We start from the raw sequence: 14,937 nt of genomic DNA on the forward strand, positions 1-14,937 counted from the left end.
AGAGCTTGATGTTACCACGAAGCGACGCGGCGGGCCGGGTCCGCTGCAGCGCGAGGTTAGGCGGTCCCGGCGAGCCTCGACCGGCAGAGGCTCAAGGCATCTCCGAGTCGGGGGCATCGGACGCGGCACGCCGATCGCGGTGCGGGGGGCCGCCGCCGCGTGGGACCGGCGAGCCGGCCGCATCGCCATCTTCCGGGCCTGGCCCTTCGTCGATCATCCGCACGATCAGGGCGTTCAGCGACACCCGCTCGCGACGGGCACGCTCGGCGAGCCGATCGTGTAGCGCGGCCGGCATCCGAAGCATGAAGTGAGCGACCGTCTCCCGCATCGGACACGCCCTCCGCCCCCCGCCGCCTAACGCCAAAGCTCAGCGGGCCGGCCCGCCGAGGGTTTGCTACGACTGACTAGCGAGCGCCGCGGCGGGCCGGGTCCGCTGCAGCGCGAGGTTAGGCTCAGCCGCCGACAAGCTCTGCGCGAAAGACCGTGACCCTCGTCAGATCGCCGTCTCGGACCCGATGGATGACGAGAGTCGTCAATGCGGACGTCGACTTGTGGGTAAATGCGACCTCTTCGACCCCGTCCATCGCTGCCGATGTGGACTTGACGATCGAGAATGACTCGCCGCTCTCGACCGAGCCGGAAAGCACACCGATCGCGCCGTCCGGGTCGGCCATGTTCCCCGGGTCGACCCCCAGCTTCTTGGCGTAATGCTTCAGGACGGTATGTACATCATCGGGTGTCTTGAACATCGTGTTGTAAAACGAAGGCTTCCCGGCGGAGAGAACGTCTGTCGCCTCGGGATAGACCCACGCGGCAGCGACCTCGTCGATGTCCGGGCCATCGACGGCCAGCGTAGGCGTCGTTGGAAGGAGCAGGAGGAGGCCCGTGGCCGCCGAGACCAGGTGACGCATCGGTGATCTCCTTGTGAGCCTAACGACCAAGCTCAGCGGACCGGCCCGCCGAGACTGGGCAATGCATGTGAATGAGCGCCGGTGGCGGGCCGGGTCCGCTGCAGCGCGAGGTTAGGCGGTCGGCGCGAACACCAGCGGCCGCAATTGCTCGATCTTCGGGAGCGACCACGCAGTATCTTGGCCGTCGACCGACCACACCTCCAGACCAGCAAGCAGGCCGCCACGCGCGAAAACGAACACCCCGAACAACGGCCCTCCTGCCGCCTGCCACTGGTAGTCGGCCAAGACCTGCATCCCGGCACCGACCGGGGGAAGCTCCTGGCCGATGGAGAAGTCGACGCTGGGGCACCCGCACGGGCACCTGGACACCACTCTCGCCTCGGCGAGTTGCGGGAGGAATCCGGCGGCGTCCGGGTTGCCGTGCTCCAGCAGCCAGCGGACAAGGACCTGCTCTTGCGCGGTCAGTGGGCGGTCTTCCGAGATTGGCGGTGCTGCAGTCATACGACCTCCGCCGCCTAACCTTGTTTCGGCGCACGATTCGTCGCATTTGCGACAAACCGACGTCCGAAAATTCGTGGTGTAACACGCCTGAACGCTCGTATAATCCCGGGCGTCGGATCCAATGTGGCTGCAATCGCCGGAGATTGCAAGGGAATTGCCCGGGGTTCGACGTGCGAACGCGCACGAAGGGCACGAGCGAAAGGCGCACCCCGATGGCGAAGCTGCTCGATCAGGTCCGGGAGGCGATCCGGGTCCGTCATCTCAGCATCCGGACCGAGGAGGCATACGTCGGCTGGATCACGCAGTTCATCCGCTTCCACGGCACCCGGCACCCGATCGAGCTGGGGGAGGCGGAGGTCAACGCCTTCCTCACCTCCCTGGCCGTCGAGCGGAGGGTGGCGGCGTCGACCCAGAACCAGGCGATGGCGGCCCTGCTGTTCTTGTACAAGGAGGTGCTCGGACGGCCCGTCGAGGAGCTGGGCGAGGTCGTCCGCGCCCGGAGGCCCGATCGCCTGCCGGTCGTCCTGACCCGGGAGGAGGTCAAGGCCGTCCTCGACCACCTCACCGGCGAGAGATGGCTCATCGCCAGCCTGCTCTACGGCGCCGGGCTCCGCCTGCTGGAGTGCCTCCGCCTGCGGGTCAAGGACGTCGACTTCGGCCAGGCCCACCTGGTCGTCCGGGACGGCAAGGGGCAGAAGGACCGCGTCACCCTGCTGCCGAGGGCGCTGGCCGACCCGCTCCGCAGGCAGATCGAGCACGCCGCCGCCGTCCATGCGAAGGACCTCCGCGAGGGATACGGCCGGGCCTACCTGCCCGGCGCCCTGGCGACGAAGTACCCGGACGCCGACCGTCAGCCCGGCTGGCAATACGTCTTCCCGGCCTCGAAGCGGGGCGTCGACCCGCGATCGGACGTCGTCCGGCGCCATCACCTGGCCGAGCGGGCCGTCCAGGCCGCCGTCTCGAAGGCGGTCCAGGCCTCGGGGATCGTCAAGCCCGCCTCCTGCCACACCTTCCGTCACAGCTTCGCCACCCACCTGCTCGAATCGGGGAGCGACATCCGGACCGTCCAGGAATTGCTCGGCCACAAGGACGTGCGGACCACCATGATCTATACCCACGTCCTCCGGTCCGGCCCGATGGGCGTCCGCAGCCCGATCGACTTGCTGATCGGCTGATCCGAAATGGCTCGGGACCCGGCCACCCGGGGGCGATGGGGCCGGGCGGTGCCGGATCACGCCTCGCGGAAAAGATGAATTTCGCCCGCCCTCGGCGTGATGATTAGGGTATGGGCCCGTCGCGCGCCGGAGGGGAGGGGTCCGCCCGGACCGGGGGCAGGAGGGGACCTCCGGTCGGCTCGGATGGGATGGGATCGGTTCGGTCCTCTCGGGACACGTTCAACGCACCTGGCACCGCACCTCGTGGAGATCGCATCGTGGGCACGCCGTCGCCGAAGCAGGTCGAGGCCAACCGTCGGAACGCGCAGAGGTCGACCGGGCCGAGGACGCCCGGGGGGAAGCATCGGAGCCGATCCAACGGACTGAAGCACGGCTTCGCCGCGCTGGTGGTCGTGCCGGAGTCGGACCGGGCGGCCTACGAGGCCGAGCTGGCCCGATGGCGGAAGGAGGCCGGGCCGGAGAACGTGGTCGAGGACCACCTGGTCCTCCGGGCGGCGGTCGGCTCGGTCGCCCTGAAGCGGCTGGACCGGGCCCGGGAGGACTCCCGGCAGGAGGCGGCCCGGGAGGAGGTCCGGTCCTGGGAGGACCGCCAGCGGCACCGGGCCAGGCGGAGGGCCCAGGACCTGCCGAAGGACCCGGGCCACGTCCTGTTCGACCTGGAGGCGTCCGCCTTCGGCTGCGACTGGCTGATCCGCCGCTGGGAATCGCTCGACGCCCCGCTCCGGCTCGGCAACGGCTGGGACCAACGGACCGTCCTCCGGGCCCAGCTCCTGCTCGGCCTGCCCGAGGGGCTCCCCGGCCCCGACGCCGAGCCGGAGGTCCGCCTCCTCTGGAGGCTGGCCGCCTCCTGCTCCCCCTCGACCGTGACCCGGATCCCCGACGCCCCGGGGGAGGATCCCGTGCCCGCCGACCCGGCCGGGGCGAGGGCCGCGCTGCGGGCCTTCATCGCCGAGCAGGTCGACCGGCTGGTCGCGCTCCGGGAGGAATCCTGGGCGCAGGTCGAGGGGCCGTCCCGGGACGCGGTCGTCTCCCGGGCGATGGCCGCCGACCCCTCGACCGGCGGGCAGCTCCGCCAGCGCTACGCCCGAGACGCCGACCGGTCGGCCAACGCGGCCGTCCGGCTCTACCTGAATCTCCGGGACCGTCGCCGACGGGAGCTGCTGGAGCGCTCGAAGGAGGCCCGGCACTGCACCCTCCCCCGGGCCCCCGTCGGCGGCGGCTGGTGGCGGGAGCTGGACAGCGACCCCACCCCCCCGGGCTTCGAGCGGATCGGGGTCGACGCCGCTTGTCCCGGACTCGACCTCGGACCCGATCTCTCCCCCTCGATCGGGACCGGTCTCGCCCCCGGACCCGAGGCGATCCCGATCCCCCCCGAGCCGTCTTCGATCGGGGCCCGTCCCCGATCGGGACCCAGGAGCAGCCCCGGGAGCATCGGCCGACGCCCCCGCCCCCCTCCCCGATCGGGCCGGCCGTCCCCCCGTCTCCCCCGGCCGGACTCCGGGCCGAACTCCCCGGTGCGCCGCGACGGACCGAACCCATTTCGGCGGCGAAACTCGCCGACGATTCGACGCAAAAGCCGAACCCAGGTCATGAGTTCCGACACCGGCTCCCGACCGGGCCTCCCGGCGAGCCGAGGCGCACCTTGCCATATCCGGCCCCCGACCGCCCCGGCCGATCGGGGGCCGATCGCCCCCCGGCCCGATCGATCCGGGGAGGGCCCTGCGGCTCCCCTCCCGGGGCCGTCGAGGCGTCCCGAGGGGCCTGACGGGCCGGGAGGCCCGGGGAGGGCCGCCGAGGGGCGTTCGCAGACGGGGGGCGGGCTGGTAGGATAGGCCCATCATCCTCCGGCCCCGCCGGTCGCGCCCGAACCGCGCCCCGGCCGGCCCCCGCCCCTCGGGACCGTCCCCCATGATCTACCTGAGCGCCTTCGCCGACGAGATCTCCGCCGACCCGACCGAGCAGCTCGACAACCTGCTGATCCACAGCATCCGCTTCGTCGAGTTCCGGTCGATCCACGACACGAACGTCCTGGACCTGACGGCCGAGCAGCACGAGGAGTTCCGGGAGATGCTCCGGGAGCGGGGCATGGCGCTCAGCGCCATCGGCTCCCCCATCGGCAAGATCAAGGCCGACGAGCCGTTCGAGCCCCACCTGGAGCGGCTCGACGTCGCCCTGGGCCTCTGCGACTTCTACGAGTGCCCCCGGATCCGGATCTTCTCGTTCTACATCCCCGAGGGGGGCGCGCCCGAGGACCACCGCGAGGAGGTCCTCCGCCGGATGGCCGCCATGGCCGAGGTCGCCGAGAAGCGGGGGGTCACCCTGCTGCTGGAGAACGAGAAGGGGATCTACGGCGACACGGCCGACCGGGTGAAGGAGATCCTCGACGCGGTCGACTCCCCCGCGCTGGGCCACGCCTTCGACCCGGCGAACTACCTGGAGGTCGGCCAGCCGGTCGACAAGGCCTGGACGATGCTCCGGGACCGGGTCGTCCACTTCCACGTGAAGGACTACGACACCAAGACCAAGAAGAACGTCCCCGCCGGGGAGGGGGAGGGCCAGATCCCGAAGCTCATCACCGACGCCGTCGCCAAGGGCTTCGAGGGGTACTGCGTGCTGGAGCCCCACCTGCTGGTGGCCGAGGCCAGCACCGGATTCACCGGCCCCGAGCGCTTCGGGGACGCCGCCGTCGCCCTGCAGACCGCGCTGTCCCGGGAGGGCGTCACCTACGCCTGAGCCGACGAGCCGAGGGCCGGGAGGCCGGGCGGGCTCCCGGCCCCGATCGAATCCCGGCCGGCGTCCCGCCGTCGAATCCGGGGCGGGCCGCCGGCCCCCGGGCGTCGGTCAGCCGGCCGACTGCGGCTTGCGGGCGGGGCTGAGGACCATGCTCATCACCAGGATCAGCAGCATCACGCCCCAGAAGAACCAGGGGGGCATCTCCAGGTTCCGGGCGAACCAGTCGGGGACCTCGCCCCGCCAGCCGTCGGTCAGGCGGGCCTCCTCCCGGTAGAGGGCGTGGTGCAGGCCGGAGCCGATCAGCTTGATCCCGATCCAGCCGACCAGCACGTAGGCCCCGACCGCCAGCCCCTTGAACCGGTTCAGCAGCAGCAGGAAGTACCCGGCCACGTACCGCATGGTGATGATCCCCAGCACGCCGCCGATGTAGATCACCCAGGTCTCCAGCGGGAAGAAGACGAAATGCAGGTCCCGCAGGTGCTCCGGCAGGCCGTCGGCCAGCGCGACCGCCGCCAGGATCGAGTCGATCGAGAAGGCGATGTCGGCCAGCTCCACCCCGGCCACCGTCGCCCAGAAGCCCCCCTTCTTGCGCCTCCGCTTCCGAACGGAGGCCGGAGGGGCCGGCTCGTGCAGGGCCGGGGAGACCTGGGAGTCGGCGGAGTCGGGGGCGGGGTCGGGCAGGGCGTCGGCCTCGGCCTGCTCGAGGTGGTGGTCCTCCTCGCCGTGGATCAGGTGCCGGACGGCCAGTTGCAGCAGGTACAGCCCGCCGACGACCTCCAGCTGCCAGTAGTCCAGGATCTTCGCCGCCAGCAGGACCGCGATGAACCGGAAGACGAACGCCCCGATGATGCCGTAGCGCAGGGCCTTCTTCTGCTGGTCCCGGGGCAGGTGGCGGACCATCACCGCCAGCACCAGGGCGTTGTCGGCGCTGAGCAGCCCTTCGAGCGCGACGAGCGTCAGGATCGTGCCACCGAGGGTCATCCAGTCGGCGGCGGAAAGGGCCTCGATCAAGGGGTCGGACTCCGGCATCGGGGGGAGGACGGGCGAGGGGGTGGCATGAGGGCGGGGAGGCACCCCGGCCGTCGGCGGGGGGCCCGACCGGGCGTTCCATCATGCGAACCGGGCCCCCGTCTCGTCAATGAGCCCTCCGATCGATGCCCCGCCCCCGAGGGTGCGTCTCCACTCGGCATCGCCTCGATCCGCTCCGGCCATTCCCAGGCCCCGAGCCCCCACCCCCCCGAACCGGAGGGACCGATGCCCCCGACCCGGCCCGCCCCGCCGCTCATCCCGGCCCTGTTGATCGCCCTGATCGGCTGGGCGGCCCCGGCCCTCGCCGACGACCCCAAGCCTCCCCCGGCCGACGAGCCGAAGCCGGGCGCCGAGGCCGACGACGGGACCCAGGGGCCCGGGCCCGATCGCCCCCGGAGGGTGGTGGGGCCCGTGGTCCGGTCGTCGACCGAGGCGGCCGACCTGCTCCGGGATCCGGGTGAAGATCCCTACGACCCGGCAATCGACTGGGCATCCCTCCCCCCCTGGCAGCGGACCTCCTTCTACGGGGTCCGGGCGAAGGGGACCTTCTTCGTCTTCGCCGTCGACTGCTCCGGCAGCATGGCCGACGACCTCCGCCTCTACCGGGCCAAGCAGGAGCTCCGCCGCTGCATCGGGGCCCTGCGGTTCCCCCAGCGCTACCTGGTCGTCTTCTACAACGACCGGCCGATCCCGATGGGCGGGGGCGTGCCGAAGTCGGCCGACCAGCGGGGGAAGGTGAACACCTATGCCTGGCTGGAGTCCGTCGACGCCATCGGCGGCACCGACCCCAGGGGCGCCATGAACCTCGCCCTCGGCCTCCAGCCCGACGCCGTCTTCCTGCTCTCCGACGGCGAGTTCCCCCCCGGCACCGAGGAGGGCATCGCCGCCACCAACCGCTCGACGATCCCGATCCACTGCATCGACCTTGCCGGGGGCCTCGGCGCCGAGCAGCTCCGGACCATCGCCGGGGACTCCGGCGGCCAGTACGCCCTGAGGCGCTGACCGCCGACCGCTCCCACAGTCGTGTCGTCGACACCGCCCATCGAGGGGGACCGAGTCGCCGAATTTCGGATGAGCCGCCGGACTCCACCCCGAAGCGATTCCCGGACCATGAATTCCCCGACCCGCCGCCCCGACCCGCCCGGCCGATCGGACCCGGCCCCGGGAGGTTCAGCCTCCCGGGATCGGGGCGATCCGGATGTCCCGGAAGCTGAGGTCGGTGGTCGGGTCGTGCCCCTGGATGCTGATGACCCCGGGCGCAGCCTTGTAGCCGTTGCGGCCGTTGTCGTCGGCAGGGCGATCGTCGGTCCAGTCGGTGACCTGGTAGCCATTCACCCAGACGGCGAAGTGGTTGTCGTGGGCGACGATCGTCTTGGTGAACCACTCGAAGTCGTCGGCCACGATCTTCCGGGCGGCCTGTCGGCGGTAGATGGCGCCGGTGCCGTAGTCGACGGGCTTATTCCGATCCTCTCCCTCATATTCGTTGCGGATCTGGGACTCGTACCCGCTCCAGAACTCGCCGGGGACGGCCCGGAAGAAGATGCCGCTGTTGAGGTGCTCCCCGTTGGAGAAGACGTCGAGCTGGAGGACGAAGTCGTCGTACTGCCCCTCGGTCTGGATGTCTCCCCGGCCATTCTTGACGTTGAGGTCGCCCTCGTCGGTGACCGAGTAGACCGACTCTCCCCCCTCCAGCACATTCCAGCCGGAGAGGTCCTCGCCATTGAAGATCGGCTCCATCCCCCGGGGGAGCAGGTCGACCCGGTGCACCCGAAGCTTGCCGCCGCCCTCGACCACGATGACCACCGGGGAACGTTCCCCGCCCTCCGTCGAGAGTTCAAGCGTGCCGGTCCTGGAGATTCGACCCATTGGATCCGCCGTCTCGTCCCGGCCGAACCCCACGATCGCCCCGGCGATGCCCTCGCCATCGGCCTCGACCCGGAGCGTGGCGTCGCCGAACTCGGTGGTCGTCCGCACCGTCGCCGGCCCGACGATCGTCAGCACGCCGTCCGCCACCGAGACGGCCTTCTCCGGATCCTCGGCCTCGACCGTCCAGCCGAAGGTCGTCTCGCCGTCGAACAGGCGGAGCCACCCCTGATCGATCTCCTCGGGAGTGAGCCCGTCATCGGCGGCGAACGCCGGGGGGACGGGGACGAGGCAGGCACAGAGCAGGGCGGCGACAATCGGCAGGCGATCGAACATGGCGAGGGCCCCTCGGGTGCGGGTCGATCCGGTCAAATCCGCATCATACGAGGGGTGCCGGCGTCGGGCCAGCGTCCGGCAGGATCAGGTCACCAGCCTGGGCCGGGCCGGGACGTTGGACAGGCCGAGCGCGGCGGCCCTCGCCTCGGCGGCCAGGAACAGCGAGCCGGTGACGCAGACCAGACCGGGGACCGGCGACCGCCTTCGCGCGGCCTGCAGGGCCGAGGCGGGATCGGCCGAGACCTCGGCCGGGGGCCCTCCCAGCGCCGAGACCGCCTCGGCGATCGCCGACGGATCGACCGCCCGGGGGTTCTCGACGTAGCGAGTGGCGATCACGGCGTCGAACAGTGGGAGCAGGGCCCGGAGCTGGCCGTCCAGGTCCTTGTCCCTGCTCGTGCCGAAGACGAGCGTCCGGGGGACGGACGGGAAGTTCGACCGCAGGGTCCCCGCCAGGGCCTCGGCCGAGGCCACGTTGTGGGCGCCGTCGATCACGACCCAGGGGGACTCGCCCACCACCTCCACCCGGGCCGGCCACCTCAGGCCCGAGACGCCCCGGGCGGCGGCCCCGGGGTCGACGTCCAGGGTGGGATCGGTTTCCGCCAGGGCGTCGAGGCTCGCCAGGGCCACGGCGACGTTCCTCGCCTGGTGTTCCCCCGGCAGGGGGGGGACGATCGGGCCCCAGTCCCTCCGCCAGGTCCGGACCCGGACGACGCCGTTGCTCGGCCGGTCGACCGGGGGCGTCGGCGGCTCGTAGTCGTACGAGACGTCGGGGCCGACCTCCCGGATCGGGCATCGCCTCGAGCGGGCCACCTCGCGGATGGCCGACAGCGGCTCGTCCCCCCGGACGCCGACCACCGCGGGCGTCCCCCGCTTCAGGATGCCCGCCTTCTCCCGGGCGATCTGGCCGAGGGTCGGGCCGAGCTGGCGGACGTGGTCGAAGGAGATCGAGGTGATCACCGAGACGCCAGGCCGGACGACGTTGGTCGAGTCCAGCCGCCCCCCCATGCCGACCTCCAGGGCCACCGCCCGGCAGCCGACCCGGGCGAAGTGCAGCAGGCCGATCGCCGTGGTCGCCTCGAAGAAGGTCATCCCCCGCCCCTCGGGGTCGGGCCAGTCGGCCTCGACCGACTCGACGACCGGCAGGACCTCGTCGCACCGGGCGACCAGATCCGAGGGGCTCATCATCGCCCCGTCGACCTCGAACCGCTCCTCCAGCCGGTGCAGGTGCGGCGAGGTGAACAGCCCGGCCTTGATCCCCGAGGCCGACAGCGCGGCGGCCACCATCGCGGAGGTCGACCCCTTCCCCTTGGTCCCGGCGACGTGGACGATCCGGAGGGCGTCCTGGGGGTCGCCGAGGCGGCGGAGCAGGCGCCGCATCCTCCCCAGCTTCAGCTCGGTCGAGGAGGAGGAGGCGGGCATGCCGAGCCGCTCGTAGTCGAGCCGGGCGTAGAGCGCGTCGAGGCGTTCCCGGTAGGCGTCGGGGGCGGGTTCGGTCATCAAGGTCGGTCGGGCCCGGAGGGGATGGGGTCTCGATGCGACGTCGAGCAGGAGGCGAGGCCCCCGTCGTCCCCCAGGTCGACGCCGAAGGGGGGGCCGAGGGCCCGGGCGGCGCCGTCGAGGACCTCCCCGACCAGTGCGTCGATCGAGCCCCCCTTGAGGAGGATCGAGGCCGCCCCCCCGGCCAGCGCGAGCAGGCGGCCGTCGGCCTCGCCGTCGCCGGTGAGCACGACGACGGCCAGCCGGGAGGCGACCGGGTCGAACCGCAGGGCGTCGAGCACCTGGAGCCCGTCGACCCCCGGCATCCAGAGGTCGAGCACCAGCACGGTCGGCCGGTGCTCCCGGACCAGCCGGAGCGCCTCGGCGCCGTCGCAGGCCTCCCAGACGGTCATGCCCGAGGCCCGGAGCCGGCCGGCGGCCACGAGCCGGAGGTCCGCGTCGTCGTCGGCCAGCACGATCGAGATCGAGATCGGGTCGGGAGGCGTCACGGCAGTTCCCCCTTCGCTCGGCCTCGCCCGGGGGACGGATCGGGCGGGCCCGGCCAATTCGGATCGTCCGGTGCGGCTCCTCCGAGGCTCGATCTCGGGCTTCAGCATACCCCGAGCCCCCCCCGGCCGCCATGTCGGATCCTCGGGCAGGCCGGGGCCGGGGCCCTCGCCGGGGGCGGTCGAGGCGGCGGCCCCGGCTCGCCGGGCGAATCCGAACGGGGCGGCCCGCCCCGGCGGCCTCGGCTCATCGTCCCCGGCCCGCCGGGACGGGCTCGCCCGTCCCGGGGTCGCTTGCCGATCCCGCCGATCGGCCGATAGACTCGCGGTTCGGGCACGGGATTTCCTCGGAGGATCGGGGACGCTCGGACACCTCGCCTCGGCAGCAGCCGACCGGACGGAGACCCACCATGACTCGGACCCGATATCCCCGAATCCCCGGGGGGTGGCTCGCCGTCGTCGTTGTCGTCGCGATGGCCGTCCCCGGGCCGAGTCCGGCGGGTGGCCAGCTCGCCCCCCGGCCGGGGGTCTCCGCCCCGAGCCGTCCGGGGCCGGCGGACCTGCTCCGGGCGGCGCTCGCCTCCAACCCCGTGACGGCGCCCTACCCGATCGAGGTGGTCGACCGGGGGGGACGGGCCGCACTCCGGGGCGTGGTCGGCACGAAGGTCATCTATGATGCCGCCATCCGGACGGCGATCGCCTCGGGAGTGCCCTTCGCCGACGAGCTGGTCATCGACACCCTGGCCGCGCAGGACGTGGCCCTCCGGGGGGCGGCGGCGATGGCCGAGGCGGTCCCGCCCGGGTTCGCCCCGCCGATGCCCGGGCCGTCCTACGGGGCGGTCGGCGGGTATCCTCCCCCGACGTACATGCCGTTCGGGCCCGTCCCCGGCGGGGCTCCGGGCCTCATCTACCCCCCTCCGCTGTTCGGGTTCGCGGACGAGCCGTTCTTCGGCCTCGAACCGCCGGTGATCAGCTACCCGCCCTACTGGGGGGCCCTCTCGGCCCGGAGGCTCGCCGAATACCGGGCGAACGGCCCGGCCCCGGCGCCGTTCCCGGCGGCCGGGGGCGAGTTGCCGCCCCCGGGGCTGGTCGACGTGGAGCTGGATCCCGACGGCGTGGCGACGATCCGGGGCCTCGTGCCGACGCTGGCCGACCGCGTCGCCGTCGGCCAACAGCTCGCCCAGACGCCGGGGATCACCCAGGTCATCAACCTGCTGGTCGTCGAGGCGGAGGCCACCTCCTCGGCCCCGGCCGACGCCGCCCCCCCGGAGCCGCCCGCACCGGGCCTGTTCATCGATCCCCGCCCGGTCCCCCCCGCCCGGCCCGGGCCCGGGCCGGTCCCGGGGCCAGAGGGAGGGGCCGGGCCGGGCGGGCCTGCTCCTCCGGAGGCCGACGCACCGGCCCCGGCCGAGGCGAGCCCGCCGGGCGACCTGCCCGAGCTGGCCGGCCTGCCGATCCGGGTGACCCTCCGGGACGGGACCGCGACCCTCTCGGGGGACGCCCCCTCCGCGGCGGCGGCGATGGCCGCCTATCTCGCCGTGAAGCGGCACCCGGGGGTGGACCGGGTGGTCGACCGCCTGAGGTTCTCCGTGCCGGTCGAGCCGGGGGAGAACCCGCTGCGGTCGGCCGCCGACCTCCGGGACGTGGAGGAATACCTCGGCGACCAGGTCCGCCGCCAGCTCGACGGCCTGGCCGAGGTCGACCGCGTCCGATTGCTGGGAGACCGGCTGGAGATCCGGGGCCGCTTGCTCGACCCGGCCGGCCTCCGGAGGGCCGAGGCTACCCTCCGATCGACCCCCGTGCTGCGCGGGTTCACGATCGCCCCGGAGCTGGTGCCCGGGGGGTGATCGGGGGCACGACATGGCACCCTGGAAAAGCTGCGTCGACCTTGAGGCCCGGGGTCGGCGAGGCCATCGAAAAAACCCCCGGGGGCGAGGCATCCGGGGTCGGATTGGCCTTGATCGTTCAACAAAGGCAGGCTTAGGATGTGCCCCGCGCGATACCCCGGGACATGGATGTGCCGGTCGCGTCCGAGGTTCGATCGACAACACGGATGGGCATCGGGACGAACCACCTCAAGGAGGGGGGACCGAGACCGCGATGATCGTCAAGCGCGAGGGTAGCAAGCTGGGGCGGGGTCCGGCCGCGGAGGCGACCCCGCGAGGCGTCGGGACTCCCCCCCCGGTCGACTCCGACGCCCTGGATCGCGGCCTGGCCGCCACGAGGGGCTGGCTGCTGGGTCAGCAGCGCGACGACGGCCACTGGGTCGGCGAGCTGGAAGGGGACACGATCCTCGAATCCGAGTTCGTCCTGCTGCTGACCGCCCTGGGCCGGGAGGAGGACGAGGTCGCCGTCAAGCTCTGCAAGTACTTGTATGAGCAGCGGCTCCCCGAGGGGGGCTGGGCGATCTACCCGGGCGGCCCGTTCGACGTCAGCGCCTCGGTCAAGTCGTACTTCGCCCTGAAGCTGGCGGGCGTGCACCCGGACCACCCGGAGATGGCGAAGGTCCGCGACCGGATCCTGGAGGCCGGCGGCGCCGAGGCCTGCAACAGCTTCACCCGGTTCTACCTGGCGCTGCTGGGGCAGATGTCGTACGACGACTGCCCGTACGTCCCCCCCGAGCTGATCTTCCTGCCGACCCGGACGGGCCTGAGCCTCTACGACATGTCGTCCTGGACCCGGACGATGGTCGTGCCGCTGTCGATCCTCTCGGTTCTGCGCCCGGTGCGGCACCTGCCGCCGGAGAAGGGGATCGCCGAGCTGTTCCGGCCGGACCTGCCGCCCCCGTCGAGGAGGACGGAGCGGGCCTGTTCCTGGTCGAACTTCTTCGTCGCCCTGGATCGCGGCTTCAAGTGGGCGCACCGGGTCGTGCCGAAGGCGCTGCGCCGTCCCGGGCTGGCGGCGGCCCACCGGTGGATGATCCGGCACTTCGAGGGCTCCGAGGGGCTGGGGGCCATCTTCCCGGCGATGGTCTACTCGATCTTCGCCCTGCGGAGCCTCGGCTACGACGACGACCACGTGCTGGTCCGCCGGGCCCTGGGGCAGCTCGAAGACCTGATGATCGAGGAGGGCGGCGCGGTCCGGGTGCAGCCCTGCGTCTCGCCGACCTGGGACACGGCGATCGCCGCCATCGCCCTGGCCGACTCCGGCGTGCCGGCCGACGACCCGAGCATGACCGCCGCCGCCCGCTGGCTGCTGGACCGGGAGATCAGCGTCCCCGGCGACTGGCAGCGCCGTCGGCCCGGCCTGGAGCCGACCGGCTGGGCCTTCGAGTACCGCAACGACTTCTACCCCGACATCGACGACACGGCCATGGTCCTGCTCGCCCTGGGCCGCACCGCCCTGGCGGGCCGACCCGAGGGGAGGCTCGCGACCGACCGGGCCGTCGCCTGGCTCCTGGCGATGCAGAACCGGGACGGCGGCTGGGCGGCCTTCGACGTCGACATCGATAATCAATTGCTCACCAAGGTCCCCTTCGCGGATCACAACGCGATCCTCGACCCGAGCTGCGCCGACATCACCGCCCGGATCCTGGAGATCCTGGGCACGATCGGCTATCGCCAGGACCACCCCGCCGTCTCCCGGGGGCTGGAATACCTCTGGGCCTCCCAGGAGCCGGAGGGCTGCTGGTACGGCCGCTGGGGGGTGAACTACATCTACGGGACCTGGCAGGTGCTGCTGGGCCTCCGGGCGATCGACTTCCCGATGGGCCACCCCTCGATCCAGCGGGCGGCCGACTGGCTGGAGTCGGCCCAGCAGGAGGACGGCGGCTGGGGCGAATCCTGCCGCAGCTACGACGACCCCGCCTGGATGGGCCGGGGCGTGACGACCGCCTCGCAGACCGCCTGGGCCGTCAACGGCCTGATCGCGGCGGGGAGGGCGCATTCGCCGAGTGTCCGGCGGGGCGTCTCCTTCCTGCTCCGGACCCAGAACGCCGACGGCACCTGGGACGAGCCGCAGTTCACCGGCACCGGGTTCCCGAAGGTCTTCTACCTCCGCTACCACCTCTACCGCATCTACTTCCCGCTGATGGCCCTGGCCCGCTACCGGGCCGCCGTCTCCGGGCCGGCCGCCCCCCGGCTGGGCCGGTCGCTGCACTCCGGGGCCCTCGCCTGCGGCGTCCCGGCCGACCCGAGGCCGCTGGACGTCTGAGGGGAGCGGGGATGGTCGGCGGATGACGGATGACCGATGGCCGATGCTCGGGTCGCGGTGCCTCGCCGATCCGGGCGAGGCCGTCCGCGCGTCCCGGGTCCGGGCCGGCCCCGGCATTTGACGTCCGGCATCCGGCCGGGTCGGGTCCGAAGGGAAGGCCAGCCCCCGCGCCGAGGGTCGGAGTGCGGAGCCACCTTGATTTCCCCCCGCCCCACCGACGATCCTCGACGGGGCTCCGAACGCCCCGCCACCCGC

At 72.5% G+C, this 14,937-nt stretch carries 13 protein-coding genes; 6 read left to right on the forward strand and 7 right to left on the reverse strand.

Annotated elements, in window-relative coordinates:
• Positions 1-91: 91 nt before the first annotated feature.
• The 3 genes from ElP_RS10485 to ElP_RS10495 all read right to left on the reverse strand — a co-directional run bounded on the left by ElP_RS10485 (position 92) and on the right by ElP_RS10495 (position 1,412).
• Positions 92-328, reverse strand: a complete 237-nt coding sequence (locus tag ElP_RS10485) for a toxin-antitoxin system HicB family antitoxin (RefSeq protein WP_145269047.1) — start codon at positions 326-328, stop codon at positions 92-94.
• Positions 329-452: 124 nt separating this feature from the next.
• A complete protein-coding gene (locus ElP_RS10490) occupies positions 453-911 on the reverse strand; it encodes a hypothetical protein (protein WP_145269049.1) in 459 nt (152 codons plus the stop codon).
• Positions 912-1,022: 111 nt separating this feature from the next.
• The gene (locus tag ElP_RS10495) at positions 1,023-1,412 is read right to left on the reverse strand and encodes a hypothetical protein (RefSeq protein ID WP_145269051.1); all 390 of its coding nucleotides are present in this window, start codon (positions 1,410-1,412) and stop codon (positions 1,023-1,025) included.
• Between the two features lie 212 nt (positions 1,413-1,624).
• Here ElP_RS10495 and ElP_RS10500 point away from each other — a divergent pair, with 212 nt between their 5' ends.
• The 3 genes from ElP_RS10500 (at position 1,625) to ElP_RS10510 (ending at position 5,320) form a co-directional block, all read left to right on the forward strand.
• Positions 1,625-2,587 carry an integron integrase gene (locus ElP_RS10500; protein WP_145269053.1) on the forward strand — a complete coding sequence of 321 codons (963 nt, stop codon included), beginning with the start codon at positions 1,625-1,627 and terminating at the stop codon, positions 2,585-2,587.
• A gap of 257 nt (positions 2,588-2,844) precedes the next feature.
• Positions 2,845-4,419 (forward strand): hypothetical protein, encoded by a 1,575-nt coding sequence (locus tag ElP_RS10505; RefSeq protein ID WP_145269055.1) that lies wholly within the window; start codon positions 2,845-2,847, stop codon positions 4,417-4,419.
• 76 nt (positions 4,420-4,495) lie between these two features.
• Positions 4,496-5,320, forward strand: coding sequence for a sugar phosphate isomerase/epimerase family protein (locus tag ElP_RS10510; RefSeq protein WP_145269057.1), 825 nt, complete (start codon positions 4,496-4,498; stop codon positions 5,318-5,320).
• 108 nt (positions 5,321-5,428) lie between these two features.
• On the opposite strand, the gene ElP_RS10515 is transcribed toward ElP_RS10510, so the two are convergent.
• Entirely contained in the window at positions 5,429-6,331 is a 903-nt protein-coding gene (locus tag ElP_RS10515; protein ID WP_197446872.1) for a TerC family protein, read from the reverse strand.
• Between the two features lie 243 nt (positions 6,332-6,574).
• Between ElP_RS10515 and ElP_RS10520 the strand changes: the two genes are divergently transcribed.
• Positions 6,575-7,351: a vWA domain-containing protein gene (locus tag ElP_RS10520; protein ID WP_197446873.1), complete on the forward strand. Its 777-nt coding sequence runs from the start codon at positions 6,575-6,577 to the stop codon at positions 7,349-7,351.
• Between the two features lie 168 nt (positions 7,352-7,519).
• Here ElP_RS10520 and ElP_RS10525 read toward each other — a convergent pair whose 3' ends face one another.
• The 3 genes from ElP_RS10525 to ElP_RS10535 all read right to left on the reverse strand — a co-directional run bounded on the left by ElP_RS10525 (position 7,520) and on the right by ElP_RS10535 (position 10,533).
• Positions 7,520-8,548 (reverse strand): 3-keto-disaccharide hydrolase, encoded by a 1,029-nt coding sequence (locus ElP_RS10525; protein ID WP_145269063.1) that lies wholly within the window; start codon positions 8,546-8,548, stop codon positions 7,520-7,522.
• Between the two features lie 84 nt (positions 8,549-8,632).
• Complete coding sequence (locus tag ElP_RS10530; protein ID WP_145269065.1) at positions 8,633-10,045, reverse strand: bifunctional folylpolyglutamate synthase/dihydrofolate synthase; 1,413 nt, start codon at positions 10,043-10,045, stop codon at positions 8,633-8,635.
• Positions 10,045-10,533, reverse strand: a complete 489-nt coding sequence (locus ElP_RS10535) for a response regulator (RefSeq protein WP_197446874.1) — start codon at positions 10,531-10,533, stop codon at positions 10,045-10,047. The genes ElP_RS10530 and ElP_RS10535 overlap by 1 nt, the downstream gene beginning before the upstream one ends.
• Before the next feature lie 407 nt (positions 10,534-10,940).
• Between ElP_RS10535 and ElP_RS10540 the strand changes: the two genes are divergently transcribed.
• Together ElP_RS10540 and shc are read left to right on the forward strand one after the other, a co-directional pair.
• A complete protein-coding gene (locus ElP_RS10540) occupies positions 10,941-12,377 on the forward strand; it encodes a BON domain-containing protein (RefSeq protein WP_145269069.1) in 1,437 nt (478 codons plus the stop codon).
• Positions 12,378-12,630: 253 nt separating this feature from the next.
• The gene (shc, locus tag ElP_RS10545) at positions 12,631-14,682 is read left to right on the forward strand and encodes a squalene--hopene cyclase (RefSeq protein ID WP_145269071.1); all 2,052 of its coding nucleotides are present in this window, start codon (positions 12,631-12,633) and stop codon (positions 14,680-14,682) included.
• Positions 14,683-14,937 lie beyond the last annotated feature (255 nt).

The sequence above is a fragment of the Tautonia plasticadhaerens genome, assembly GCF_007752535.1.
Classification (GTDB): Bacteria; Planctomycetota; Planctomycetia; order Isosphaerales; family Isosphaeraceae; genus Tautonia; species Tautonia plasticadhaerens.

What these genes read in the sequence shown, in the direction of transcription:
- ElP_RS10510 (WP_145269057.1), top strand. Translation starts at nt 4,496, where the DNA reads ATGATCTACCTGAGCGCCTTCGCCGACGAGATCTCCGCCGACCCGACC.
- ElP_RS10525 (WP_145269063.1), bottom strand. Translation starts at nt 8,548, where the DNA reads ATGTTCGATCGCCTGCCGATTGTCGCCGCCCTGCTCTGTGCCTGCCTC.
- ElP_RS10485 (WP_145269047.1), bottom strand. Translation starts at nt 328, where the DNA reads ATGCGGGAGACGGTCGCTCACTTCATGCTTCGGATGCCGGCCGCGCTA.
- ElP_RS10540 (WP_145269069.1), top strand. Translation starts at nt 10,941, where the DNA reads ATGACTCGGACCCGATATCCCCGAATCCCCGGGGGGTGGCTCGCCGTC.
- ElP_RS10495 (WP_145269051.1), bottom strand. Translation starts at nt 1,412, where the DNA reads ATGACTGCAGCACCGCCAATCTCGGAAGACCGCCCACTGACCGCGCAA.
- ElP_RS10520 (WP_197446873.1), top strand. Translation starts at nt 6,575, where the DNA reads ATGCCCCCGACCCGGCCCGCCCCGCCGCTCATCCCGGCCCTGTTGATC.
- ElP_RS10500 (WP_145269053.1), top strand. Translation starts at nt 1,625, where the DNA reads ATGGCGAAGCTGCTCGATCAGGTCCGGGAGGCGATCCGGGTCCGTCAT.
- ElP_RS10530 (WP_145269065.1), bottom strand. Translation starts at nt 10,045, where the DNA reads ATGACCGAACCCGCCCCCGACGCCTACCGGGAACGCCTCGACGCGCTC.
- ElP_RS10490 (WP_145269049.1), bottom strand. Translation starts at nt 911, where the DNA reads ATGCGTCACCTGGTCTCGGCGGCCACGGGCCTCCTCCTGCTCCTTCCA.
- shc (WP_145269071.1), top strand. Translation starts at nt 12,631, where the DNA reads ATGATCGTCAAGCGCGAGGGTAGCAAGCTGGGGCGGGGTCCGGCCGCG.